Source organism: Pontibacter sp. Tf4, assembly GCF_014212495.1.
Classification (GTDB): domain Bacteria; phylum Bacteroidota; class Bacteroidia; order Cytophagales; family Hymenobacteraceae; genus Pontibacter.
The window spans coordinates 207,502-231,852 of the sequence record NZ_JACKZC010000003.1; the positions used below are offsets into that span (position 1 = coordinate 207,502).

23 protein-coding genes are annotated in these 24,351 nt (G+C 47.3%); 15 read left to right on the forward strand and 8 right to left on the reverse strand.

Going from position 1 to position 24,351, the window contains the following annotated elements; translation table 11 throughout:
- Positions 1–84: 84 nt before the first annotated feature.
- Complete coding sequence (locus tag H7F15_RS06415) at positions 85–543, reverse strand: Hsp20/alpha crystallin family protein (RefSeq protein ID WP_185196133.1); 459 nt, start codon at positions 541–543, stop codon at positions 85–87.
- 182 nt (positions 544–725) lie between these two features.
- On the opposite strand from H7F15_RS06415, the gene H7F15_RS06420 reads away from it, so the two are divergent.
- Both H7F15_RS06420 and H7F15_RS06425 read left to right on the forward strand, forming a co-directional pair.
- Positions 726–1,232 carry a hypothetical protein gene (locus tag H7F15_RS06420; RefSeq protein ID WP_185196134.1) on the forward strand — a complete coding sequence of 169 codons (507 nt, stop codon included), beginning with the start codon at positions 726–728 and terminating at the stop codon, positions 1,230–1,232.
- A gap of 140 nt (positions 1,233–1,372) precedes the next feature.
- Positions 1,373–1,582, forward strand: a complete 210-nt coding sequence (locus H7F15_RS06425; protein ID WP_185196135.1) for a response regulator transcription factor — start codon at positions 1,373–1,375, stop codon at positions 1,580–1,582.
- An 18-nt stretch (positions 1,583–1,600) separates the two neighbouring features.
- On the opposite strand, the gene H7F15_RS06430 is transcribed toward H7F15_RS06425, so the two are convergent.
- Complete coding sequence (locus H7F15_RS06430) at positions 1,601–2,320, reverse strand: LuxR C-terminal-related transcriptional regulator (RefSeq protein WP_221627009.1); 720 nt, start codon at positions 2,318–2,320, stop codon at positions 1,601–1,603.
- A gap of 334 nt (positions 2,321–2,654) precedes the next feature.
- On the opposite strand from H7F15_RS06430, the gene H7F15_RS06435 reads away from it, so the two are divergent.
- From H7F15_RS06435 to H7F15_RS06445, 3 genes are all read left to right on the forward strand, one after another.
- Positions 2,655–3,530, forward strand: a complete 876-nt coding sequence (locus tag H7F15_RS06435) for a DUF3575 domain-containing protein (RefSeq protein ID WP_185196136.1) — start codon at positions 2,655–2,657, stop codon at positions 3,528–3,530.
- A 372-nt stretch (positions 3,531–3,902) separates the two neighbouring features.
- Positions 3,903–6,335, forward strand: coding sequence for a TonB-dependent receptor domain-containing protein (locus H7F15_RS06440; RefSeq protein WP_185196137.1), 2,433 nt, complete (start codon positions 3,903–3,905; stop codon positions 6,333–6,335).
- Positions 6,336–6,571: 236 nt separating this feature from the next.
- The gene (locus H7F15_RS06445; RefSeq protein WP_185196138.1) at positions 6,572–6,763 is read left to right on the forward strand and encodes a cold-shock protein; all 192 of its coding nucleotides are present in this window, start codon (positions 6,572–6,574) and stop codon (positions 6,761–6,763) included.
- A gap of 73 nt (positions 6,764–6,836) precedes the next feature.
- On the opposite strand, the gene H7F15_RS06450 is transcribed toward H7F15_RS06445, so the two are convergent.
- Positions 6,837–7,250 carry a hypothetical protein gene (locus H7F15_RS06450; RefSeq protein ID WP_185196139.1) on the reverse strand — a complete coding sequence of 138 codons (414 nt, stop codon included), beginning with the start codon at positions 7,248–7,250 and terminating at the stop codon, positions 6,837–6,839.
- Positions 7,251–7,505: 255 nt separating this feature from the next.
- On the opposite strand from H7F15_RS06450, the gene H7F15_RS06455 reads away from it, so the two are divergent.
- Complete coding sequence (locus tag H7F15_RS06455; protein ID WP_185196140.1) at positions 7,506–7,868, forward strand: hypothetical protein; 363 nt, start codon at positions 7,506–7,508, stop codon at positions 7,866–7,868.
- Between the two features lie 144 nt (positions 7,869–8,012).
- Positions 8,013–8,723, forward strand: a complete 711-nt coding sequence (locus H7F15_RS06460) for a hypothetical protein (RefSeq protein WP_185196141.1) — start codon at positions 8,013–8,015, stop codon at positions 8,721–8,723.
- Between the two features lie 235 nt (positions 8,724–8,958).
- On the opposite strand, the gene H7F15_RS06465 is transcribed toward H7F15_RS06460, so the two are convergent.
- Complete coding sequence (locus H7F15_RS06465) at positions 8,959–9,762, reverse strand: M57 family metalloprotease (RefSeq protein ID WP_185196142.1); 804 nt, start codon at positions 9,760–9,762, stop codon at positions 8,959–8,961.
- A gap of 683 nt (positions 9,763–10,445) precedes the next feature.
- Between H7F15_RS06465 and H7F15_RS06470 the strand changes: the two genes are divergently transcribed.
- Positions 10,446–11,189: a hypothetical protein gene (locus H7F15_RS06470; protein WP_185196143.1), complete on the forward strand. Its 744-nt coding sequence runs from the start codon at positions 10,446–10,448 to the stop codon at positions 11,187–11,189.
- Between the two features lie 291 nt (positions 11,190–11,480).
- Here H7F15_RS06470 and H7F15_RS06475 read toward each other — a convergent pair whose 3' ends face one another.
- On the reverse strand, positions 11,481–12,788 hold the full coding sequence (locus H7F15_RS06475) for a glycoside hydrolase family 2 TIM barrel-domain containing protein (RefSeq protein WP_185196144.1): 1,308 nt from the start codon (positions 12,786–12,788) through the stop codon (positions 11,481–11,483).
- Between the two features lie 155 nt (positions 12,789–12,943).
- On the opposite strand from H7F15_RS06475, the gene H7F15_RS06480 reads away from it, so the two are divergent.
- A complete protein-coding gene (locus H7F15_RS06480) occupies positions 12,944–14,722 on the forward strand; it encodes a glycosyltransferase (protein ID WP_185196145.1) in 1,779 nt (592 codons plus the stop codon).
- Positions 14,723–14,898: 176 nt separating this feature from the next.
- On the opposite strand, the gene H7F15_RS06485 is transcribed toward H7F15_RS06480, so the two are convergent.
- Positions 14,899–15,540: a hypothetical protein gene (locus H7F15_RS06485; RefSeq protein ID WP_185196146.1), complete on the reverse strand. Its 642-nt coding sequence runs from the start codon at positions 15,538–15,540 to the stop codon at positions 14,899–14,901.
- A gap of 110 nt (positions 15,541–15,650) precedes the next feature.
- Positions 15,651–17,501, reverse strand: coding sequence for a VWA domain-containing protein (locus tag H7F15_RS06490; protein ID WP_185196147.1), 1,851 nt, complete (start codon positions 17,499–17,501; stop codon positions 15,651–15,653).
- Between the two features lie 182 nt (positions 17,502–17,683).
- Between H7F15_RS06490 and H7F15_RS06495 the strand changes: the two genes are divergently transcribed.
- From H7F15_RS06495 to H7F15_RS06520, 6 genes are all read left to right on the forward strand, one after another.
- The gene (locus H7F15_RS06495; RefSeq protein WP_185196148.1) at positions 17,684–18,271 is read left to right on the forward strand and encodes an RNA polymerase sigma factor; all 588 of its coding nucleotides are present in this window, start codon (positions 17,684–17,686) and stop codon (positions 18,269–18,271) included.
- A complete protein-coding gene (locus H7F15_RS06500; RefSeq protein ID WP_185196149.1) occupies positions 18,258–19,610 on the forward strand; it encodes a TonB family protein in 1,353 nt (450 codons plus the stop codon). Before H7F15_RS06495 ends, H7F15_RS06500 begins: the two co-directional genes overlap by 14 nt.
- A 21-nt stretch (positions 19,611–19,631) precedes the next feature.
- Positions 19,632–20,051 carry a hypothetical protein gene (locus H7F15_RS06505; RefSeq protein WP_185196150.1) on the forward strand — a complete coding sequence of 140 codons (420 nt, stop codon included), beginning with the start codon at positions 19,632–19,634 and terminating at the stop codon, positions 20,049–20,051.
- A 469-nt stretch (positions 20,052–20,520) separates the two neighbouring features.
- Positions 20,521–20,805 carry a GNAT family N-acetyltransferase gene (locus tag H7F15_RS06510; protein WP_185196151.1) on the forward strand — a complete coding sequence of 95 codons (285 nt, stop codon included), beginning with the start codon at positions 20,521–20,523 and terminating at the stop codon, positions 20,803–20,805.
- A gap of 118 nt (positions 20,806–20,923) precedes the next feature.
- Positions 20,924–22,387: an aminoacyl-histidine dipeptidase gene (locus tag H7F15_RS06515; RefSeq protein WP_185196152.1), complete on the forward strand. Its 1,464-nt coding sequence runs from the start codon at positions 20,924–20,926 to the stop codon at positions 22,385–22,387.
- 69 nt (positions 22,388–22,456) lie between these two features.
- Complete coding sequence (locus H7F15_RS06520; RefSeq protein WP_185196153.1) at positions 22,457–23,113, forward strand: YitT family protein; 657 nt, start codon at positions 22,457–22,459, stop codon at positions 23,111–23,113.
- 73 nt (positions 23,114–23,186) lie between these two features.
- Here the strand turns inward: H7F15_RS06520 and H7F15_RS06525 are convergent, their stop codons facing one another.
- Positions 23,187–24,257, reverse strand: coding sequence for a transglutaminase domain-containing protein (locus H7F15_RS06525; RefSeq protein ID WP_185196154.1), 1,071 nt, complete (start codon positions 24,255–24,257; stop codon positions 23,187–23,189).
- Positions 24,258–24,351: the final 94 nt, after the last annotated feature.

Consider the following 24,351-nt stretch of genomic DNA (forward strand, 5'->3'; position numbering starts at 1 on the left):
TAACAATGGCGCAATAGCACAAAAGCTGGAACCGCTCTGTGGCAGCTTCAGCTTTTGAATGGTTTTTGGTTGGTTAGTAAATTCTTACTCTACATTTATTCGCTTACGGCGCTGCTCTTTCTGTTCTGCTTTGGGCACAGTTATATGCAGCACTCCTTTGTCGTACTGGGCTTTAATTTTATCGGCAACTATAGCTTCGGGTAAGCGGAATGTACGGCTGAAAGAACTATAGTTATATTCCCGTCGGCTATAGTTGTCTTTCTCATCTTTTATGTCCTCTTCTTTCTGGCAGCTTACCGAGAGCATGTTCTCATCTACCTCAATGGTAAAATCGTTGCGGTCCATGCCCGGCACGGCCAAGTCTACGGCATATTCCTTTTCTGTTTCGCGCATGTTGGCTGCCGGCATATTATTACCTTTACCAAAGCGCATCGGCATCAGGAACATGTCGTTGTCGAACATACGGTCTATGTCGCTGAAGAAGCCCGAGAACATATCACGGGTGGCCGGGTTATGTTCCCCTTTTCTTGCTAATGATCTCATGGTACCTCCTTGCTTTTAAATTAAACATCTGTACTGTTTTTTATACGCGCGCAGTTTATAGTTGTTAAAGGCAAACCAGCCTGCACCCGATTAGCCGGACATTAAAACCAGTTACGTAAAAACACTGATTATAAAGGACTTATATTGCTTTTATAAAACTTGTTTTGCTATATTTACAGGCTATGCAGGCATGCACCCGAACAGCTGGCCGCATTGTACATCCACCTATAGTTGTGTGCGTAAAAATGATGATGAATACCTCCGATTTTATGGAATGCCGCATTGATGACCGGAAAAAGCTGCTGTATTGCCGCTGGCTCCGGGATGTGGAGCAGGATGAGTACAGGACAGGACTGATGCAGGTATACCAACTGATAAAGGAGAATGCCCTGGAACTATGGCTGCAGGACAGCTCCGTGCTAACTCCCCGATCGGTACCGAACCTGAAGTGGCTGACCGAAGAGTTTGGTATTTTGCTGGTACAAAGCACCCTTAAGTTTTGCGCAGTTGTTACGCCCAGCGCACTTCCGCACCACGCAGGGCTGGCCTCCATCCGCGACAAAGCCTACCGTATTTATGGCAAAACAAAGCTGATACAGGTATTTGACACAACAGACGAAGCCCTGGCCTGGCTCCTCCCCAACCTGCAACATTACCGCCTGCCTGACATACCGCTTGTGAATGTCTGACATAAACTATAGCTCCTGCCGGTTTATCTGCAGACTTTGATTCCCGAAAAATCACCAAAAGTAAGTATTGACCTTTACGATTAAGATGTGCATATTGTATTCTCCTGAATTGAAGGCATTTACCTTTTACTGCTTCACGTATGGAGAAACATGTACGAATTTTAAGCAACCGCGAACGCAAGATTATTGAGCTGCTGGCCCAGGGTTGTACGGAGAAACAGATAGGCGATGAACTGGGCTTGCCAGCTGCAGTGATAAAAAGGCATGTACAAAATATGCTGCTAAAAAAAGGCTTCGTAAACCCCTATCAGCTTATCTGCTGGGCCTACCGCGAGTATATTCTTTCCTGAGCAAAAAGCTTTACCCGATCAGATCAGATCAAAGGCGCGGGCGTATTGCGTGAGCTCGAAAAATGAAGACGTATTCAGTTTCTTTTTAATGTTGCGCCGGTGCGTTTCTACGGTTGTAGCCGAAATACAAAGCTCATCGGCACATTCGGCGGCGCTCTTCCCTAAGGCTATGTATCGCAGAATTTCCTGCTCCCTCCCCGATAGCTTACTGAACCGGCTATAGTTCAACCTTAAAAAGTTATTCTCCTCCAGCAAACGCGATACCTTTGAGGTAACGTGGTGCAGCGGATCTATAGGAAATGCCAGGCCTATAGTCAGCAGCGGCTTTCCTTCATCGTCCCACATCAGAATCTTTACCGTGGTCAGGTACCATTTCCAGGGATGCTGCTCCGAACCACGAACCTGCTGGAAAAGCGAAATAATGTAGTCGCTGCTGTTCTGCTCCAGCAACATTTTGGCTTTGGCAATGTAGTCAGGTGCATCTTCGGGGTTAAAAAACTTGGTGTGGTATTCTTCCCCAAGGTTCCGGATATCCTCCACCGTAAACCCTAATAGCTCAGCTCCCCGCTCCGACATATACTCCACCGAAAACCCCTGCTGTATATTATGGATAATAACAACGGCTGGCAATTGTGCCGAGATCATGTCTATCTCGGCAATTTTGCGTTTCATGCGCTCCTCCAGGGGCAGCGTTTCCGTCTCGTTCAAGTTGTTTTCTGAGGATTTAGAATAGGTCATAGCTTTTGCGCTTTTTGGCAGCATAAATATAGTTAATTCTATATCTATTATAAAATTCTACCTTATTTTATCATTTCTGTTTTAGAAATTTTATAAATACTCAGAAGTAGGTATTCTAATTCAGCCCAGAACTACAGACCTTTGATACACTCTCCGGGAACGATCCCGCAACTATGAAATAAGCTAAGCCCCGATATTCAGAAGTAACCGGACCTTTTACAGGTGCAGACATCCTGTGCCATAGTTTAACGTATTAACAAACAACTATATAGAATAAGCTGTATAATCAACTGACATTTAACCATCTGCATTCACAAACCCTAACACGCCACTCATGAAACACCTGTTTACCACCCTTGCCCTATGCTTCAGCGCGGGCTTATGCGCTGCCCAAACCGACACAACAGCTGCCCCGGTGCTCTCTGTTGATTCTGCAAACACCCTGCAGACTGCCTTAGCGCCAGCCCGGGATTCGGTTGTTGCCCCTGCGCCGGAAGTATTCCGGAAGAACAGTATCAAGATGAACCTGTCATCACTGGCTTTCAGCAACTATAGTTTCAGCTACGAGCGTGCCATTGCCCGCAAAATTACTTTGGTGGGCGGCTATAGTTTTATGCCCGAAACCCAGATCAGTTCCATCCCTGTAGTTGACAAAGCCCTGGAAATGACTTCGGACACGGAAGGCATGGACAGTGATGATTTTGAGGACGCTTTTAAGAAGGGTAACGCTGCCGCAACGGCCTTTACAGGAGAGATCCGTTTTTATACCGGTAAAAAACCGGGTGCCCGCGGCTTCTACGCATCGCTTTACGGCCGCTATACTACCATGGACCTGTCGTACCTGGATGTATATGAGGATGCACTGGGCATGGAGCACGACCTGCCTTACAAAGCCAGCCTGAAAGGCCTGAGTGGCGGTATTATGCTGGGAGCCCAGTGGCTGATTGCCAAGCGCGTAACTTTTGACTGGTACATTGTAGGTGGCCACTACGGCAACGTAACCGGCGACATGACAGCCAAAGTTGACCTGAGCATGCTATCGGAGCAGGACAAGGCAGAGCTTGAGCAGGAAGTAGAAGATATCTTTGAATACAGCGATGGCAAAAGCTATGTAGACGCTACCGTAAACGACAACGGTATGTTCGGCAAAGTAAAAGGCCCGTTCGGCGGTATCCGCGCCGTTGGGTTTAACCTGGGTATTGCCTTTTAATACAGCTCCCCACTGTACATTTAAAGCGCAATACGCACACGCGCCAACTATTTCTATAAACCCTATAAGTTAAAAGCCGCCCGAAAGTGGGCGGCTTTTACTTTTTATACCTTTTTGCTTTAGGCAGGCAACCAATCTCTCCTTTCCTTCATCCTATAGCAGCAGGCAGGCTGTGCCGGTAAACTATAAATAATTTATCAGCTGACTGCCCGCTAAAACAAACGACTGTTTAAGCTATAGTTGCCCGGAGTTTGCAGATAAACTATAGTCATTCATCTAAAACAAGTAAGTAATTCACAACAGTACCTTGCATTACAAAGTACTATACAATAACTTTGCATCATCATTAAACAATACACACTCCATAAAACTATGAAAAATATCTATCTCCTGCTTCTGGCTGTGCTCTACTGTTGCACTACCGGTAACCTGTTTGCCCAATCGGAAAGCCTACTGACCGGAACTATAGCTGATGAGAAGGCGCAATCGGTTGGCTTTGCCAATGTAGCCGTGGTTAATGCCGGAACTGCAGCGGTCGTAACCGGTGCCATTGCCGACATGGATGGCAACTTTAAGATCAAGACGCCGGCAAAAGGTACTTATTACCTGAAGATCAGTGCCCTTGGGTACCAGCAGTTCCAGAGCCCGGTTTTCGAGATCAGCGGAACAACAGCTTCTAAAGACTTCGGAAAACTGGCCCTTACGGCTGATGCCAAGGTGCTGCAGGAAGTAACTATACAGGCCATGCGCCCGACCATTGTAAACGAAGCCGATAAAATGGTAGTCAGCGTGGAAGGCACTGCGCTGGCCAGTGGTAGCACCGCTTACGAAGTGCTCGAAAAATCGCCGGGCGTGTGGGTGGACCAGGACGGTAACCTTACCCTGAACGGCAAAGGCGGCGTACAGATCCTGCTTAATGGCAAACCATCTTACCTGAGCGGAAAAGATCTGCAAAACCTGCTGCAGGGCATGTCAGCTGAGAACCTGAAAGACCTGGAGATCATTACTAACCCATCAGCCAAGTACGATGCGGAAGGCGCATCCGGAATCATCAACATCAACCTGAAAAAGAACTCCCAGTTTGGCCTGAACGGCGGCGTGTATGCCGGCTATAGTTATAACCGCTACCATGGCTATACCACCGGTACGAACGTGAACCTGAAACATGGAAACTGGAATACCTCCATCAATGCAGACCTGTCGAGCCGCCCGCGTTACCGTGACATGGATATGACCCGCGATATGAATACCACCGAGGGCAGAATGTATATGACACAGGATGGCCTGGAAAGAAAAGAAAGCCTGTCTCCTTCGCTGCGCCTGGCCACAGACTATGACCTGAACGACAAGCACAGCATCGGGATGGTAGCAAACCTGCAGTACGCCGACAACTATAACAACTTTTTTACTAACTCGCTGCGTACCGACCGGGTTACCCCGAACGATACCCGAATCCTTTCAGAGACAGCGACAGACCATATTTACAAAAACGGAACATTTAACCTGCACTATAGCGGAAAGCTGGGCACTTCTACCCTATCGGCCGATGTAGACTACGCCACTATCCGAAACGATGTGGAATCGGACATGTTCCATAGTTTCAGACCCGCTGACGGTTCGGCTCCGGCTGAGGTGAAAGCGTACAGAAACCTGAACCCAACCAGCTATGATATTTACTCTGCCCGCACCGATTACTCCAGAGGGATGGGCAAGCATGGCAAAATGGAACTGGGCGCTAAGTTCAGCCACGTGGTATCGGATAACGAACTGGGCTTTTACAACATGAACGACGGTATACCAGCTTTTGACAAGGCACGTAGCAGCCACTTTATCTTTACCGAGAACATTACAGCCGGTTACCTGAACTACTCTACTAAACTGAACGAAAAATGGAGCGTGCAGGCCGGTTTACGCGCCGAATATACCACTGCCAAGGGCAACTCCAGAACCCTGAACAAAATAGACGATAACGATTACCTGAACCTGTTCCCGAGCGTGTTTGTGCAGCAGAAAGTGAGCGACAACTACCAGCTGAGCTACAAGTACAGCCGCCGCATCAACCGCCCGCATTACGAGCACCTGAACCCGTTCGTTTTCTACATCGATCCTTATACCCTGGCCACCGGAAATCCGCACCTGAAACCACAGTACACCAACTCGTTTGAGGTAACCCAGATGTACAAGCAACTATACCACCTGGTGCTGGGCTATGCCGTTACCACCGACCTGATTGGCGAAGTACCTGTGTTTGATAAAGAAAAGGAGATGACCATATTTGAGCGCCGCAACATGGATAACTTTACCAATGCCACTGCTACGCTGGTTGTACCTGTCCGCATAAAGCCGGGCAAGTGGGAGATCAACAACAATGCGACCCTTTCTTACCAGCATTTTACCACCAGCGTAAAAAATGTGACCGAGACCAAAGAAGAGATGAACTTTAGTGCGCAGAGCAGCCACAACATCCTGCTGCCAAAGAACATCAGGCTGGAACTGAGCGCTGCTTACCAGGGCCCTGGCGTGTATGGCCTGTTCGAGTTCGACCAGATGTGGTGGGCGGATGCCGGCCTGAAGCGCTCTTTCCTGGACGATAAACTGGCCGTGAGCCTCAGTTTTACCGACATCTTTAAGAGCCGCATGATGAAGATAAACACTGTAGTGGATGGCAACACAAACACGATAGACCAGTACTTTGGTCAACAAACTGTGCGGGTGCACCTGCGCTACAACTTTAACAAAGGCAAGGCATTCGAAACCAAAAAACGTAACGTAAACTTAGACGAACTGAACCGTACAGGCAGTTAAGAATTTCCTGTTTCATTGTTCTGAAGCCTTTCCCTGCCAGTCGGGGGAAGGCTTTTTACTGCCAACCCCTGCCCTTGTGAAAGCTTTATTTGTGTAACACTGCTAAAAAAAGATGCATTTCAGAAACGGCTATAGTTGCGCGCAGAGGCCTTTTTTTGAAAATTATTTGATTGAATTAACAAAATTTTGAACATTTTAAGAGAAGCAGGTGTAGTAGGGGTATAATTTATAACATCATGAATAACGGAACAGTAAAATTCTTTAACACCGAGAAAGGTTTTGGCTTTATTAAGGACGAAAATTCAGACAAGGAGTACTTTGTACACGTAACTGGATTAGTAGACGAGGTCAGAGAAAACGACAGAGTAACATTTGAATTGCAGGAAGGAAGAAAGGGACTGAACGCGGTTAACGTAAAGCGCGCTTAGTATTAATATAGCATTGCAACATCAGCAGAAAAGCCTTGCCACCCGGTAAGGCTTTTTTGTTTTCAGCAGTTTTTTATTTCTCCGTAAGCCAACTATAAGCTGCCTGCTGCTCTGCAAAGTTCCGGAACACAAAATCGATCCCCATTTTCTTGAGGGCCAGTTCGGCTGTGTCGTCCACTACGTCTTCGCGCCTGGAATCAACTGTAGAAATGCGGGCCAGCCGCTGCAGGCGGGTTGTTTTTAGTTGCTGCACAAACGTGATCAGTACGCCCTGGTACTCTTCCTGCGACAGGTCAGACAGTTTGCTCTGCCGCGAATCTATAAGCAGGTTCTTGATATCGTAATGGCGCAGGGTATCAATGATCTTCCTGATCGAATAATCTATCTCCGGCAGGGTAATACCGGTCAGGTCTGGCCAGTTCATCAAAAGAACATCGTTCGCAACTTCGTATCTCAGTTCTATTAATCCGTCCTTGTGCAGCAGCATGAAGTAGAGGGTATACTTGGTTGAGTGTAAATATACGTGCTAAATCGTAGTTTCTTTTCTTAAAGTTGTAGTTATAGTTGTCAGCTATAGCCTGTAAACCTCTAATTGTCCCTGTAATCTGAATGTAAAAGCATAGATAGCTTCAACTATAGTTGCTCCAAAATCTCTCACAGGTAAAGGTTGTATTTTTTTAGCATACTTTTTGCTTACTCCAATTATCTCAACTATAACCTTTTCCTTACCCGAAAGCTGCTTATGATAAAAATGTTTATTCTGCCTGCTTTGCTGTTCTGCACCTACATTTCGGCCGCTGCACAACAACCGGTGGCTACAGCGCAAACCACAGCAAATACAACTATAGAATATGTTCGGGTACAGGTATCGGCTTTTCTGCTCCGTAAAAATTACACAGCTTACCTCACCTACGGCAGCGGAGAAAACACCGAAAAACAAATTACCGATGCTTCGGGCAAAAAGCTTGAATTTGTTTCAGTTACCGGCGTGCTAAACTATATGGGCAAACAGGGTTGGGAGTTTGTGGCTTACATTCCGGATGATGATGGTAAAATATCCGATCGGCTTTTCCTGATGAAACGGACACTTTTACCTCCACAATAGCAACTGGAAAGGGTACTTCTGCCGCAGATATTCCCTTTTCGGAAATTTCATTGTATTTTTACAGGTAATGCGCTGCATTAAGCAAAGCAGTTACTTTATTTATTTTAACCATTTTACCTTTATTTTACCATTTAACCACTTCTTATGAAAACTACAATTCTCCGGTCATGGCTGCTGCTTGTGCTGGGCATTTTTTTATTCGCATCCTGCAGCGAGGATAACGAAGTAACACCCAAAGATGAATTTGAAACCGGTGAAGCCTTCCAGATAAATGAGTACGGCGCTAAAGTTACCGTTACCCTTGAGCTGATTAATGATATTGCCATAGAAGAAAAAGGTATTGCCTGGAACGACTATGGCGGTCCGATGATAGATGAGAACAAGCAAAGCGCAGGCGCAGGCGATGGCTCATTTACCGGAATCCTGACCGGACTGCGCGCCAACACAAGATACTATGTACGCTCTTACTACATCAGCAATGGTAAAGTAACCTATGGCAACGAAATATCTTTTACAACAGCAGAGTCGCCGTTTAAAGGCGAATGGAAGAATGGCGATGGCACGCTTGTATTTACAGGTTCCGGACAGGGGCTGGTATTTAAAACAGTGAACAAGCCAGAGTGGGCCGAAGCCGTTGAGAAAGGATATGTAACAGTGGGTACAACTGCTTACCTGCGTAACATTTTACCACAGGGCAAGCGCTATGCTGCCGAAGCGTTATGGGTATCAGCAGATGGTGTGCAGTACAGCACCAAAACCACGCTTACCTTCAATGCCTCCGGTTCTGAGCTTCAGATTGAGTCGTACAGCCCGTTCGATGATTCTTATTTCACAACCACCCTTAACAGAAAATAACAAAGCAGTAAATTTTCCTTTAAAGCCCCGGCCTCACCGGGGCTTTTTGTTTCTATAGTTGCAGCTGTGCACGGCTATAGTTTAGCTATAGTTAGCAGATGTCCCCGGACCTATAGTTTGCAATTAACTCCGCCCCAACTATAGCCAGCCTGTAACTATAGTTGTGATAACCCATAACAGAAAAAACCCCGGAAGGTAGAACCAACCGGGGCTTTGCTGTACGTAAGGGTAGAGCTTAGTACAGGTAATTAAGAGCTGTTCTGTCGTTAGAGTTGAAGTAACGGTTCACGCCAGAGCCGATGCAGGCCAGCATCCAGGAATTAGGATCAGCACCTGTTGGTGTACCTGGTATGTGGATAGCGCCAACTGTAGAGGCACCCTCGTTGTAATAAGAACCACCGCAAGAGTAAGCACGGTTCATGTAGTCAGTATGGCGGAAACCGATGCAGTGACCGATCTCGTGTGCCAGGATAGTAGCCAGGTAGTTGGTACCAGGGTTTGTGCCCAGGTAATCAGAGTTAACCTGAACTCTGCTATACGGATTGCCACCTGACGGGAAACCGGCAGAAGCCAGGTAAGAAGAACCAGACGGCGCCTTTGTGATCAGGATGTTGTAGCCTGATGACACACGCTGGAACCTCAGTCGTAAGTTCTCAGCGTTGTAACGACGGATGGCCTCATCTACGGCTGTAACATAAGCAGAAGGAAGGCTGGTAGAAACCGCTACATAAATTGTACGCGATGTGCTGACACTTACCAGGTTGGAAGTACGGTACTGCTCTACGTCCCCCACGCGGAGCGCCTGTACCAGTGTATTCTCATTCAGGTCTTTTTCTGTCAGCAGGATGTCGCCCTCTACCAGGTATCCTCCTTCTACTTTCTGTACATTATCGGTGCTGAAGCCCATCTGCGAAATCCTGGAAACAGCCATTTCCGATACTTCATTCTTGGCTACAGCGCCTTCTTCTTTCTGCTCGCACGACGAGAAGAAAATGGTTGCTACCAGTGCAGGCAGCAGGAGTAAATTTTTAATTTTCATGTGTGTTAAGGTGTTAAAGTGAAACATATAAGTAAGGTGAGACAATTTCCGGTTGCACACCTCTGGTAATACTGTTGCAAATGCGCTGCATGCCTTTCTGTAGCAGATTTTGCCACAAGCGCATAGTTCTTGTATGCCAAACATATCTCACTTTATTGCTATTAAAAAGGAAACTTAGCTGGTAAAAGTAACAAGCCAAATTACTGTAGGATAGCTTTTTACAGACCGGAACGCAACCTTTTAAAACCGCCCGATTGAAGGAAGGTCACTTTAGTACAAGAGACCTCATTATTCAGGAATACTGGCTGGAAATAGTAAAAGGCTTAAAAAGGAGCGTTTATACTATAACAGGAAAAATTTAACCAAAGCTTATACACACAGTACAAGTGCAGGAATGATCAGCAAAAATCAGGGAAGATTTAGGGCGAAAAGTAACATCTCACATTACCTGTACAAACGAAAAGCTGAAGAAAGATTGCGGGTAAATTAACCTGAACTGCCGGCCAAACACGATAGATCAATAGTCAAATATGCTCAAAAGTAGGTATTGCGTAACTGCGCACTTCCAGGCATCTTTACCTGATTTATTGTATTTTATTTTTGATTTGTTAGCCAATTGCTTGTCTTCGGCCTGAAGCGGGCGGTTCGTTTAAGCAGCAACTCTTCACCTAACCACTATTGTTATGACTAAAAATTTACTCAGATCATTCATGATGCTGTTGGCAGCATTGGTATTATTTACTGCTTGTGGGACTAAAGACGATGAAGTTGAACCTGATAACGGACTTGAGACCGGCGACGTATTTGACATCGGCTCCTCATCCGCCAAGATCAACATAAACCTCTCCGTTGCCGGCGACATTACCATTGATGAAAAAGGTATCTGCTGGAACACAACAGGCAAGCCAACTGTGGAGGATGAAACGCACCGATCTGGTTCCGGCCCTGGCTCCTATACAGGCAACTTAACCGGCCTTACCCCTAAAACAAATTACCGTGTGCGCCCTTACTATATTACTGATGAAGGGAAGACAGAGTATGGCAAAGAAGTATCTTTTACAACAGAAGATTCTCCGTTTGTAGGCGAGTGGTCAAATCAGAGTGGATCTCTGGTATATACCGGCACACAAAATGGGCTCATCTTCAAGTATATCGGTGAGTCTAGTGTTACCCTGAGCTGGTGGCAGACATACCAGCGCGGTTATGTAAAGCTCGGCGATGCCTATATCAAAAATGCCCGCCAGAGTGGCACCTCTTATAAAGCTGACGCGCTTTGGTATTGGGGTACATCATCGGAAGGTGTAAAAGGAGTTGAATGGGGATCAAACACCACGATCACATTCCGAAATAATGGCAAAGAGATGTCTATAGAAGCATACAGCCCGATAACAGGAAGTTATTCAAGCGGTACGCTCTACAAAAAGTAATTCTTCTAAATCTATAGTTTAGTAGAGGCCCCGGTTTCGCCGGGGCTTTTTGTTTATAGTTGTTCTTTTTCAATCAGAATGGCTTTTTTATGCTGCCGGAAATCACCTATAGTTTTCATGGTCGTGAGTTGGGAATCAGGTAAGAAAGGCATTATAGTAGCAATAAACTCTTTAAGGCAGTGCTAGATCGTGCAAAACCGAAGTGCTAAACTATAGCCTTACAAACTATAGTTAAATGGTTTTCAGGTCATTTCTGTACTATCACCAACCGCTAACTATAGACCGGATCAGTTATTTCACAAAATAAGGGAAATTGGCTGTGGCAACATTTCCATCTCCGTCGTGGAGGTTTACAAACAATCTGTAGGCGCCCGGTTTGGTTGGCAAAAGCGTAACCTGCTGCCCGGCTGCCTCTTTGATCATGCCCTGAACAGGAGCCGGTTTTTTCTCATTCCCGGTATTCCCATCTTCTGATTTTGTTTCGGGCAGTACTTCCCAGCTCAGGCGCAGCGGCTTGCCTTCGGGGTCGAAGGCGTAAACTTTGGCAACAGCTGGTTTGCCTGGCTGCAGGTACACATTATCTATGGCGTGTTTGTTATCCAGGGTCAGATAAGCGATATAGGGTGCCTGGTTGCGCTGCGTTTTTTTGCCCGTCCATAGTTCTTCCATTTCGTGCACCAGCTGGGTCTCTTCGCCGTCGGCAGTGATCAGGCTGAACCAGGTTGGTGTGGTTTCCTGTTTGTTGCCCCACATAAATACGTAGCTGCCAAGGCAGTTGCCGCTATCAGCCAGTACGGTGCGCTCGTAACGCTCGCGGCTAAAGGTAGCTTTCTCAGAGCTCGTCTGCTCTATGGGTGCCATCCACTCCGTAAAAAACGACTCCCAATACCCACGGGCCCCGAACTCTGAAATAATGTAAGGCCCTTTCCAGGCGCTGTTGGCCAGTTCCTCGCGCAGGTTGTGCATTGCCCCAAATGAGTTAATGGAGAGCACATCCAGGGCAGGGCACCGTTTCGCGATCAGGTTCACGTCCTTCAGCGGCACGTTCATAACCGTAGTGGTGGTCGGGTGGTCGGGGTCCAGTTCGTGGATCATCTCTGCGATCTCATTCACGGCATCCCATACTTTTACGTTGGCGCTTTCGGCGTATAGTTCGTTGCCAATGCCCCACATCAGCAGGGCCGGATGATCTTTATACTTCAGCACCACGTTGCGCACTTCTTCTTTCTGCCTGGCTACCAGTTCTTTATCGTAGTAGTTAAATCCTTCGCGCTCGCGCCCCAGCCATAAGCCCAGTGTTACGGTAAGGCCATGTTTGTGTGCCTCATCCAGAATTTTATCGGCATCGTCGGTGTGCCATACCCTTACAGAATTGCCGCCGTATGCTTTTATGCGGTCAAAATAACTATAGCCGGCTGCCCCTTTTATAAAATATGGCTTGCCGTGGCGGTATAATCTATAGTTACCCGGGCTGCCAACTATCTCCACAGTCCGCCCTTTTGCCTTGAATACTTTACCTTCTTCTCCGGTGCGGCAGGCAGTTACAACAAATAGCAGAATACAAATAAAATATATAAAACTATAACGGGTGATGATCATAGCTAAGCAGAATTATAGATAGGCGCGTATAAAAACCAGCTTTAAAGCAAACTTACAAGTCGCAATACGAGTATAGTTAGCGGAAGTTTATACCTCGAGGGAGATGGACTTTCCCCGGAGTTTGCAGAAACAGTACAATTTGCCCCTACCTCTCTATGCCACCCTTATCATCAGACCATATCGCCCTGCCCCGCTTAGAACACCCAAAAACAGGTGATGTTCGCGTTGTCCGGTTCATGATCGTACTTGGGCTGCTATGCATGGCCTCGTTCCTGTTCTGGTTTATTGATGGCGACCACATGGGGTATGCCCCGTTGTACTGGCTGCTTACCACTGCCCTGGGTTTTAAACTGCTGCGCACGCTGCATGAGTGGTACCATTATTATTCGGTGAGCGTGCCGGAGCGGCCGGCCTTAAAAACAGCTTTTACAGTGGATGTTTTTACTACCGCCTGCCCCGGTGAGCCGCACAGCATGATCATCGAAACGTTGGAAGCCATCCAGAACATCCGGTACCCTCACACCACCTACCTTTGCGACGAAGGCGATGACCCGGTACTGAAGGCTGCCTGTGAGCGACTGGGCGTAAAACATGTTACCCGCACTATAAAAAAAGACGCCAAAGCCGGCAATGTAAACAACGCCCTGCAGTACGCTACCGGCGACATCTGCCTTATACTTGACCCCGACCACGTACCGGCCCCTGAATTTTTAGATGAGGTACTGCCCTTTTTCGAGAACCCGCAGGTAGGTTTTGTGCAGGTGGTGCAGGCTTACAGTAACCGGAAAGAGAGCCTGATAGCGTATGGTGCGGCCGAGCAGACCTATAGTTTTTACGGCCCCATGATGATGGGCATGAACAGCTATGGTACGGTACAGGCAATCGGGGCAAACTGTACCTTCCGCCGCAAGGCACTGGATAGCATTGGCGGCCACGCTGCCGGTCTGGCCGAAGATATGCACACCGCCATGCAACTACACGCCAAAGGCTGGAAATCGGTATATGTGCCGAAGATTTTAACCCGCGGCCTGGTACCTGCTACCATGTCGGCGTACTATAAGCAACAGATAAAATGGGCGCGCGGTACTTTTGAGCTGCTTTTTACAGTGTACCCCAAATTATTCCGCCATTTTACCTGGCGACAGAAAATCCATTATTTTACCCTGCCGCTTTACTACCTGTTCGGCGTTTTCAACCTCATCGATTTTGCCATTCCGATCCTGGCGCTGGTGCTGGCTGAGTTTCCGTGGTACCTGCCCCTGGGCGAATTCTTACTGATGTTTGCTCCTTTTTTCTGTATCTCTATCTGTATCCGGCATTTTACGCAGCGCTGGTTTCATGAGCAGAATGAGAATGGCTTTCACCTGTTTGGCGGTATATTGCGCACAGGCACCTGGTGGGTTTTCTGTCTGGGTCTGGTCTACTCTATTCTCCGCATCCGGGTACCTTACATCCCGACGCCTAAAGACGACAAACCACGCAACAATTACCTGCTCAACCTGCCTAACCTGGCGGTGTGCGGCATCAGTGTAGGCGCCATCTACTACAGCCAGATAGAGTACGGGCACTTGTACAGCAACCCGTATGTGCAGATGATGGCTTTATTTGCACTGGTGAATGTTACCATACTGGGCAGCATTGTACTGATAGGGCAGGAAAAATGGGTGCACTGGTTCCGGGTTAATTTTATACAGGCCCCTGTGCTGCAACCTGTATTAATGCCGCTCCGCATGCTTATCTGGCGTACCAGGCATGGCTTTTATGGCAGCATCCGGTATTTTGCCTTAACTCTTACCATGCTGTCGGCGGTTTTAAGCATAGGCTTTATGATAGAGAAATACGACACCAACCATACCGTTGACTTCAAAGCCATCAAACAGATGAGCGCCAAATATTCCCATCTCCTGAACGCTGTTTTCCAGAACCCGAATTAAATCAAGGTTTAGCAGTACAGCTGGTTGATCCAGTATATTCTGAACATAGAATGCTGCAAAAGACTATAGTTAAAGCTGCAAAGTGCAGGACACCGCTTTTGGTAAATTAAAGCTAACAAGGCAGGAGGCACCGCACTTATTTTTACAGATTATGCCATTAAGGCACCTCGTTTTGTTTATAGTTCATCAAACACTTCATCCACTAAATAGTTCTTATCCTTTTTGGGTTCAGCCACCTGTGTTGCGGTGTATTGCCGGATCGTGTCGGTGGTCAGGTTGATGTACCACAGGGCCGGGTAATATTCCTCCCCGGTTTCCTGCACCAGCCCCACCACAATCACTTCGTTTGGAGTGCGCCACCAGGCATCATGAAACTGGCAGGGTGTGCCGCAGAACATCAGGCGGGTCTTCTCCCCTTTTGCTGTGTCAACTATAGCTACTTCACTATCCGGCGAGTCGGCCGAGACCTCTATTTTGCCTCTCCGCTTTTCGTCAAAAACGCGTTCGTAGGTATAAATATCCAGCACGGTGGTTTTATCCGGAGATGGTTTAAAAAGTTTGGGGTGCTCTTTGTACAATTCCTGCCAGTTACCAGATACCGGAGCCGTCAGCAGACTGACTTCCCACACTTCCCGAAGCCTGAACAGGGTATCGGCATGCTCATCCAGGTGATAGAACCGGAACCACTTTTTCAGCTCTTTCCGGGTATCGGCCACAAGGGTATTCCGGAGCATTTCTTCTTCCGAGCGTATAGTTTCGGGTGTCTGTTCGGTAGTAGGCTCGTCGGGAGTGCACGACCATAGGGCACACGCTGCCATAGTTATTAAAAGTAGTTTTCTGACCAAAAGTAAAGCTGCCCCCATGTTGTGGTTATAGTTTGTAACTATTACGCACGACACGGGAGCAGGTATAAACTATAGGTTACAGGTTACTTTTTGCTGGCTCTTGCGTCCATCAGTTGTACAGCTTTTACCAGTTTCACAAATTCGCCGCGGTTGCCGTCTTCGTCTTTGCCGCGTGCCTGTTGAGCCAGTTCCAGCACCTGGCTATAGTTGGCCGAGCCTTTGAACTTCGAATCTCTTAACAACATTCCGTACGCCGCTACTGCCGCAGAAAACTTATAGTTGTCGGATAGTTTTTCGGGGGCTAAAGTTTGGGTGGTAACTATAGTTTGTAGCAGTTTGCTCTGGTCGCCGGCCGGTTCTTTGTAGCGTAGTTTCAGGGTCAGTAGTTCGTTGGTAGCAGCAGCTTTGTTGTTAAGTTTGGTTTCCTGGTACTTCAGGTCATCAATCGTTTGCAGCTCTGTTTTGTTGTTTTTAGATGTGGCTGGCACAATTTCGTAAAGCGCAGTTACAGTGTGGCCACTTCCCATGTCGCCGGCGTCTTTTTGGTCGTTGTTGAAGTCCTCGTTCTGCAACGCGCGGTTCTCGTAGCCGATCAAACGGTAAGCCTTTACGTGGGCCGGATTAAACTCGAGTTGTAGTTTTACGTCTTTTGCAATGGTAAACAGCGTGCCGCCAAACTCATTTACAAATACCTTTTTGGCTTCCAGAATGTTGTCGATGTAGGCATAGTTGCCGTTGCCTTTGTTGGCCAGCTGCTCCATGCGCGAGTCTTTCAGGTTGCCCGTCCCAAAGCCAAGTACAGTCAGGAACACACCAGTTTCACGCTTCTTCTCGATCAGTCTTTCTAGTTCACCTGAGCTTGATACCCCCACATTAAAATCACCATCGGTGGCCAGTATTACGCGGTTGTTGCCGCCTTTTATAAAGTGTTTTTCTGCTTCTTGGTAAGCCAGATTGATGCCAGCCGCTCCGGCAGTCGCTCCGCCAGCTTCCAGGGCTTCAATGGCATCCAGCATCTTTGTTTTATTGTTTGTGGATGGCAGTACTAAACCAGCAGCTCCGGCATACACCACTATAGCCACTTTATCCTGCGGGCGCAACTGCTCCACCAGCATCTTAAATCCGGATTTTATCAGCGGCAACTTATCCTGGCTCATCATCGAACCCGACACATCGATCAGAAACACAATGTTGGAAGCCGGCAGGTTGTCGGTTGGGATTTCTTTGCCCTGCAAGCCAATGTGCAGCAGCAGGTTGTCTTTGTTCCAGGGACTTACGCCCAGCTCTGTGGTCACTGAAAACGGGTGTTCTCCGGTTGGTTGCGGGTAGTCGTAATCAAAGTAGTTGATCATTTCTTCGATGCGCACGGCATCGGCAGGTGGCAACTTTCCATCGTTTATAAAGCGGCGCACGTTGCTGTAGGCTGCATTGTCCACATCGATCGAAAACGTAGAAAGCGGATTCTTCTTCGCTTCTAGGAAAATGCTTTCAGGCAAATGCTGGTACTCTTCGGTGTTGAATACTGGCGCGCTGCTGAAGGTCATGTTTTGGACATCTGCCCCTATTCCGGCTATCTTACCAAGAATCATGCGTTTACGGCTATACCCGGTAACTACCACTTCTTCCAACTGAGCATTGTCAACTTCCAGGGCAACGTTCACAACCGAATCCTGCTTTATCGGCACTTCTTTAGTGATATAGGCAATGTATTTAAATATAAGCGCCTTGTCCTTTGCTGAGACTTGCAATTTATAGTTACCATCCTTATCAGTGGCTGTGCCTTTGTTGGTTCCTTTTATAGTTACAGTCACGCCGGGGAGGGGCTTTGCTGTTTCGAAATCTGTTACCTTACCGGTTATAGTTCGGGTCTGGGCTATAGTTGTAGAAGCAATCAGCAGGAAGCTGAAAATGAGTAAGTAGATGGGCTTTTTCATGGTTTTTCGTGTTTGGTTTGTTACAGGATGCAGCACACCACACGATTCCATAAATAAATATTAAAAAATTTTTTATTGATCGTTTTTGCTTTTCTTTAAAGTGACAATCAAACTATAGTTTAAAAGTGCTGCTATAGTATAAGGCTACGGCTTTTGTCAAAATCTCATTTGTCCGGTAACCCATGTTTCTTAAATTCTTTAAAAAGGCCGACCCACCCGACGACCTGCAGCTGGTGCAACAGTACCGCGCTACAGGCGATATGGACTGCCTTGGCGAGCTTTTTGAGCGACATACCGAAATGGTGTACCTGGTTTGCCTAAAGTACCTGCGCGACGAAGAAGAAAGCAAAGACGCCACCATGCAGGTTTTTGAGAGCCTGACCGAACTGCTGCTGAAACACGAGATCACGAATTTTAAAAGCTGGCTGCACGTAATTACCAAAAACCATTGCCTGATGCAGCTTCGGGCCAAAAAAGGAAAGGAACAGGTAAGGTTAGAAGATGCTTCGCCGCCGTTTATGGAAAATGCAGATCTTTTTCATCTTAGTGATGCCGAACTGCAGGAACAAAGTGAACAGCAACTACGGCAGGGCCTGGAAACATTGCCACCCGAACAACGCACCTGTGTAGAGCTGTTTTATTTGCAGCAAAGGAGTTATAAAGAGATTGCCGAACAAACGAATTACGACCTGAACAAAGTAAAAAGCTATATCCAGAACGGGAAACGCAACCTGAAACTATACCTGGAGAAACACCATGAACCACGCTAACCGCCACATACTTTTCGGTGCAGACGGACACCCGACCATGGAACTGTTGCGGCAGTACCAGGAAGGCTTGCTGTCGCCTGCCCTGAGCCACCAGTTGGAGCGCCACCTGCTGGACTGCGAGCTATGCGCGGATATTGTGGAAGGCATGACGTTATCAAACGCAACTCAAACCAAAGCTGCCATTACCGACATTAAACAGCGCATGGCAGTCAAAGAAGAGAAACGCCGAGCTGCCGCCTGGTACTCGGATTGGCGCGCTGTGGCTGCTGTATTAGTGCTGTTTTGCTCTGCTTTAATGGTGTTTTATTACCAGTATACTAACTTACAAACTGCCCCCGAAACTATAGCTGCAGAGCAGACTGAAACTATAAATCAACAGCCTGAGCCAACTATAAACTACGCGCCACCCATTGCCAAACTGGATGAAGAAGCAGCAGAAGAGCCTAAAGCAGACCAACCTATAGTTAAGCAGCGACCAAAATTTTCTGAGCCTATAGTTGTTGCCGATCAGCAGGACGATTTTATGGCGGATGAAGAAGTGTTTCCGGAAGAAACTATAGCGGCTGTTACTGAAACTGAAGTAGCAGAAGGAATAGCGCTGGAAGAAATTACATTCGATCTGAAACAGGACAGCGTCGCAACTATAGCTACAGCCAAACCTAAAACCAGGGCAGCCACTACCCCACAAATGAACCTGGAAAGAGCTTTACAGGGCCAGGCAGCAGGTGTTTCAATTCAGCGTAATGCTTTGAATGGGAATGTTGCTAAAGGCAAAGTTACGGATGACAATGGAATCCCGCTGCCTGGCGTAACCGTGCAGGTAAAAGGTACGATGCTGGGTGTATCGACAGACAAAGACGGTAACTTTACTATTCCGCTCCCGGAAAGCAAAAATACACTAACCTTCCGCTACATCGGCTTCGAGACAAAAGAGCAAAAAATAGACAGCGCCACGCAGTTACTGGCCATAAATCTGCAACCCGACAACCAGGCATTATCAGAAGTGGTGGTAACCGGTTACAGCAAACGCGCCGCCGAGGAAAGTGCCGACGTGCCCGTCATCGAAAAACCAAATCCAACTATAGGCCAACGCGCCTACAAACTATACCTGAAAAACGAACAGCGTCCGTTAACAGAAAAGGTTAAAGGCAGAGTTATAGTTGGTTTTACAGTTTCTGAAAAAGGGCAGTTAGAGCATGTACGCGTATTACGCAGCCTGAACCCGGAAGCAGATGCAGAAGCAATACGGCTAATTAAAGATGGCCCTGCCTGGGAACCAGCTATGCAGAATGGAAATCGTGTAGCGCAGCAGGTAAAAGTGGTAGTTAGGTTTAGGTAATTATTTAAAAGAAGCTATACGATGGCACATTTAGATAACATAGACTTAGAAAAGACTCTTTCAAAAAACAGATTGTCGTTTAAGTCTCCATGGCTGGAACTGGCAGACAATTTCTTATTCTACTTTAAAGCTGCTGCCTTTATCTTTTTGATTACACTAACTGCAACTTTTGTTGAAGCAAAGAATAATAATGATAAAGCAATCGTATACTTTATCTTCCCCACTTTATTGATTTTTACTTTTTACTTGTGCATCAGGAAAGCTTTAGAAAAAAAGTTAATCCCTATTGATACCTCATTTAGTAAAGATATAAATAGAAGGCTGCTGGTAAAGTACGCCAAAAGTGAAGGATGGAAAATTGATTTTAATAATAGTAATTACCTGAGAGCGCGTACCGGAATGGATTTGGGCAATTGGGGTTACCAAATAACCTTCATTTAAATAAACAATAAGGTTTTACTTAATGTGGTCCGTGATAACCCTATCGTTAGGATACCTGTTTTCTTTAGACAAAACAGTTTAAAGAAAGAGATTATAAGGTACTTAAATAGTATGTCGGAAACAGTTAGTATGTCGCAAGTTTGAGCGCAGCAGTATCTTGTGGCTGCACATGGCAGCAAGTTTATAACTTGATTTGCTTTGAAAAAGCAACAAAACCAGAAGCCACAACTATAGAACTACAGTTTTACCAGCTGAAACTCCTCGCAAACTATATATCAGACATTGCCATTTTCTGCTGTCGCAGAAAGCCAGTTACAAACTGGTACCACACCTAACCACAAGTTACCGCTGCGCTCAAACTCGCGGTAGTTACGATCCATTTAACCATCCAACCACCCAACAATCAGCCATCCAACCATCAACAATTAAAAACCCACCGTATAGTTACAAACACAAACAAACTTAACCTATGGAACATAAAGTAAAGCACGACCAGGACGACATGCGCTTTTATATTGTTATAGACGAAGAAGAAGCGGAACTAACCTATAGTTACACAGATGAAAATGCCATGGACTTTGACCATACCTTTGTGCCCGAAAGCGCCCGTGGACAAGGCATTGCGCATGTGCTGGCACGCCACGGCCTGGATTATGCCCGCGAAAACAACTGCAAAGCTATTGCCTCCTGCCCTGCGGTAGAAGCCTTTGTAAAACGCAACCCCGAGTACAACGACATCATGCTGTGGCCATAGTTTGCCAACTATAAAACCTCACTAAAAGCGGTTTCTGTATTCAAAATTTCGGATATTTGCCTGAAAACTAATGCAAACCCGCACTGCACTATAGTTGTGCAGCTGCCAAAACCATACTATGAACGAAGAAATAAGAGAACTCGAGCCAAAAGCGCTCTGGAACTACTTCACCGACCTGAATGCTGTGCCGCGTCCGTCAAAAAAAGAAGAGCGCGTGATACAGTTTATGAAAGACTTCGGCAACAGCCTTGGCCTGGAAACTATAGTTGATGAGATCGGCAACGTGATCATTAAAAAGCCAGCCACAGCCGGCATGGAAAACCGACAGACCGTGCTGCTGCAAAGCCACCTGGACATGGTGCACCAGAAAAACGCCGACACCAATTTCGACTTCAACACACAAGGCATTGAAATGTATGTGGAAGGTGACTGGGTGAAAGCAAAAGGCACCACACTGGGCGCTGACAATGGTATTGGCGTGGCTACGATCATGGCGCTGCTGGCATCCGACAATATTCCGCACCCGCCACTGGAAGCCCTGTTTACCATTGACGAAGAAACTGGCATGACCGGAGCCCTTGGTCTGAAAGGTGGTTTGCTGGAAGCATCTATCATGCTGAACCTGGACACCGAGGATGATACCGAACTAACTATAGGCTGCGCAGGCGGCGTGGATGTAACGGCAACCGGAACCTATAGTTCTGAGAGCGCTGCTGGCAATGCAACTGGCTACAAGCTAAGTATTAAAGGTTTAACCGGAGGCCACTCGGGTATGGATATCCATCTGGGCCGTGGCAATGCCAACAAACTGATGAACCGTATTTTATTCGGAGCAGCTGAGCAGTTTAGCGTACAGGTTGCCGAGATTGACGGCGGCAGTTTGCGAAATGCTATTCCACGCGAGTCGTTTGCTATAGTTGCCGTGGCGCTGGACAAGGCAAAGGCTTTTGAAGAGTTTGTAGCTGCGCAGAAAGACATCCTGAAAAAGGAATACAACACCACTGACCCGAACCTTGAAGTAACAATAGAGACTACGGCTGTGCCAACACAGGTGCTGGCACAGGATTTCCAGTATAAGTTACTGCGCAGCATTTACGCCTGTCCGAACGGTATTTACCGCCTCAGCCCGGACATCGAGAACCTGGTACAGACATCAAACAACGTAGCCCGGGTGCTGGTGAAAAACGGCGAATACAGCATCCAGTGCTTAACCCGAAGCTCTGTAGATACCGAGAAAATGGACCTTGCCAATGCCATCAAATCAACATTTGAGCTGACTGGTGCTGAAGTTACCTTTAAAGGCAGCTACCCGGGTTGGACGCCACTTCCGGGTGCAGCTATAGTTCAGGTGATGAGCGACCTGTACCGCGAACTGTTTGATGGCGAGCCACATGTAAACGCCTGCCACGCCGGTTTGGAGTGTGGTATAGTGGGTGGTAATTACCCGGGCATGGAAATGATCTCTTTCGGCCCGAACATACGTGGTGCCCACTCCCCTGACGAAAAAGTGCAGATCAGCTCGGTACAGAAATACTGGGGCTTTTTACTGGAAACGCTGGAGCGCATTCCTGTGAAGGTTTAAACCATAACCTTAAAGATTTAGTTATGAAAGCGCCTGCAACCACAGGCGCTTTCTTTTTATCTTTGCCCCATGAAAAACTGGATCATCCGTTATAGTTTCTTTTTTGCCGGGTTGCTGTTGTTTGGGTTTGCTAACGCGATGGCCGTGAAAGTTAAATACCTGGGCCTGCACCCCTGGGAAGTACTGAATGTGGCGCTTTTCCAGAAGTTTGGTTTTACCATTGGTACCTGGAGTGTGCTGGTCGGCCTGGCCGTAATTGTGGTGGCCTGGTTCGTAAACCGCAAATACATTAACGTAGGTACTTTCCTGAACACATTGCTCATCGGTCCGTTCATGGACTTCTTCCTGTGGCTCGATTTTTTGCCGGAAGCTACCCACGCCTGGCAGGATTATGCGCAACTGTTTACGGCAATATTGATCAGCAGCATTGCGGGTGGTTTGTATGTGGCTGGTGGCGTTGGCGCCGGTCCGCGCGATGGGTTTATGCTGTCCCTTTCAGAGCGCACGAAGCTATCGGTAAGCCAGGCCCGAATCGTAGTGGAATGTTTTGTACTGGGTATAGGCTTTTTACTGGGTGGCCCGATCGGTGTGGTTACCTTCCTATACACCTTCATCCAAAGTCCGCTGTTCCAGATCACACTGCGCTGGTTCCAGAAACTGCGCATGTATTTAACCGGCGAGCTCGCTCCGGAAAAAGTAACCATAAAGCCACTTAAACAGGATTAACGGCATAAACCAACAGCTATAGGCTGAACTATAGTTTGACAACCTGCCCGATAACTATAGCTTTTACTGAACCTTACCTGCCCACCTTGTACTCCAGGAAGTAAGAATAATTTGCTTTGGAGCCTTTAGGGCGTGCCATAATGGCCAGGTCGCCGGCAACTGGTTTTAGCTGCAGCGTATGTGTTGTCCCTTTTGTGGTAAAGTAATGCCAGTCTTTGCCGTTCTTCACGATCAGCTCCACATCCTCCGTAATATTGAACGAGAACGTCTGACTTTTACCCGCTAACAAGCTGGCTTGCAGTGGAATATCCGCATTTCTGATCTCGAAATCAGTTTTCCAGGTGGCTGGCAAGTTTTTCAATTTACCTTTCAGCATGTTTTCCAGTATTTCGGCCCCTCCGATGCCCAGCCTGAAAAGCGAAACCTCTACTCTTGGCAGTTGCTCGTATTGCCCCAGCGAAACCGGTTTTGCAATAAACTGGAAATCGGGGTTTACAGGCAGATGGCTGAAGAGAAAAACGTGCGGGTCCGTATCAAACCAGTAGGGATCGTATTTGTATACTGTTTTAAGTTTGCCGTTTACCGTTTTAGCGCTTCCGGCTGCCCAGGTGGGGTCCGCTAAAATCCAGCTATCGTCAATGCGCACGGCGTTCCAGGCATGGTTCGTGCGGGCGAACCGCTTTCCAGGAGCATAACCATAGCCTTTGGCGTAGCCACTCACTTTCTCCACTTTCAACCCCATCTCCTGGCCCAGCGCCTGAAACAAGCGCGCATACCCGTCGCAAATGGCTTTCCGGGTTTTAAGCACATAGGCCGGCGAGCTGTCCAACGATTTACCGGTGTTAAAGCCATAGTCGTCGTAGCGGATGTTGGCGGCTATCCAGGCGAACAGTACACGGGCTTTTTCATAATCGGTAGTAGCGCCTTTGCTTAAATAGGCAGCTAATGTTTGGATGCTGGAAGTGTGGCGGTTATCGGCTTTAAAGGCATAGGCATCCAGTTGTTCGAGGCGCGCCTGGTCTGGTTTTCGTGTTCCGGCCTGTGCAGGCAAAATGCCCGAAACTATAGAAAGGCTCAGGATCAGAAAGCTGAGCTGCAGCCATCGCCTGCCTTGTGTAAATGCTATAAACTGTAAAGGGTGCATACCTGGGTAAAACGTAATGATCCGGACATAAAAAGCCGCCCCGTCTGGCTTTGGTTCCCTGATAACGCTGCCGGTGGTTACTTCAGTATACAGT

Bases quoted from the DNA above. Each gene is read 5' to 3' on its own strand.
- H7F15_RS06415 (WP_185196133.1), bottom strand. From the start codon at position 543: ATGAGATCATTAGCAAGAAAAGGGGAACATAACCCGGCCACCCGTGAT.
- H7F15_RS06420 (WP_185196134.1), top strand. From the start codon at position 726: ATGCAGGCATGCACCCGAACAGCTGGCCGCATTGTACATCCACCTATA.
- H7F15_RS06425 (WP_185196135.1), top strand. From the start codon at position 1,373: ATGGAGAAACATGTACGAATTTTAAGCAACCGCGAACGCAAGATTATT.
- H7F15_RS06430 (WP_221627009.1), bottom strand. From the start codon at position 2,320: ATGACCTATTCTAAATCCTCAGAAAACAACTTGAACGAGACGGAAACG.
- H7F15_RS06435 (WP_185196136.1), top strand. From the start codon at position 2,655: ATGAAACACCTGTTTACCACCCTTGCCCTATGCTTCAGCGCGGGCTTA.
- H7F15_RS06440 (WP_185196137.1), top strand. From the start codon at position 3,903: ATGAAAAATATCTATCTCCTGCTTCTGGCTGTGCTCTACTGTTGCACT.
- H7F15_RS06445 (WP_185196138.1), top strand. From the start codon at position 6,572: ATGAATAACGGAACAGTAAAATTCTTTAACACCGAGAAAGGTTTTGGC.
- H7F15_RS06450 (WP_185196139.1), bottom strand. From the start codon at position 7,250: ATGCTGCTGCACAAGGACGGATTAATAGAACTGAGATACGAAGTTGCG.
- H7F15_RS06455 (WP_185196140.1), top strand. From the start codon at position 7,506: ATGATAAAAATGTTTATTCTGCCTGCTTTGCTGTTCTGCACCTACATT.
- H7F15_RS06460 (WP_185196141.1), top strand. From the start codon at position 8,013: ATGAAAACTACAATTCTCCGGTCATGGCTGCTGCTTGTGCTGGGCATT.
- H7F15_RS06465 (WP_185196142.1), bottom strand. From the start codon at position 9,762: ATGAAAATTAAAAATTTACTCCTGCTGCCTGCACTGGTAGCAACCATT.
- H7F15_RS06470 (WP_185196143.1), top strand. From the start codon at position 10,446: ATGACTAAAAATTTACTCAGATCATTCATGATGCTGTTGGCAGCATTG.
- H7F15_RS06475 (WP_185196144.1), bottom strand. From the start codon at position 12,788: ATGATCATCACCCGTTATAGTTTTATATATTTTATTTGTATTCTGCTA.
- H7F15_RS06480 (WP_185196145.1), top strand. From the start codon at position 12,944: ATGCCACCCTTATCATCAGACCATATCGCCCTGCCCCGCTTAGAACAC.
- H7F15_RS06485 (WP_185196146.1), bottom strand. From the start codon at position 15,540: ATGGCAGCGTGTGCCCTATGGTCGTGCACTCCCGACGAGCCTACTACC.
- H7F15_RS06490 (WP_185196147.1), bottom strand. From the start codon at position 17,501: ATGAAAAAGCCCATCTACTTACTCATTTTCAGCTTCCTGCTGATTGCT.
- H7F15_RS06495 (WP_185196148.1), top strand. From the start codon at position 17,684: ATGTTTCTTAAATTCTTTAAAAAGGCCGACCCACCCGACGACCTGCAG.
- H7F15_RS06500 (WP_185196149.1), top strand. From the start codon at position 18,258: ATGAACCACGCTAACCGCCACATACTTTTCGGTGCAGACGGACACCCG.
- H7F15_RS06505 (WP_185196150.1), top strand. From the start codon at position 19,632: ATGGCACATTTAGATAACATAGACTTAGAAAAGACTCTTTCAAAAAAC.
- H7F15_RS06510 (WP_185196151.1), top strand. From the start codon at position 20,521: ATGGAACATAAAGTAAAGCACGACCAGGACGACATGCGCTTTTATATT.
- H7F15_RS06515 (WP_185196152.1), top strand. From the start codon at position 20,924: ATGAACGAAGAAATAAGAGAACTCGAGCCAAAAGCGCTCTGGAACTAC.
- H7F15_RS06520 (WP_185196153.1), top strand. From the start codon at position 22,457: ATGAAAAACTGGATCATCCGTTATAGTTTCTTTTTTGCCGGGTTGCTG.
- H7F15_RS06525 (WP_185196154.1), bottom strand. From the start codon at position 24,257: ATGCACCCTTTACAGTTTATAGCATTTACACAAGGCAGGCGATGGCTG.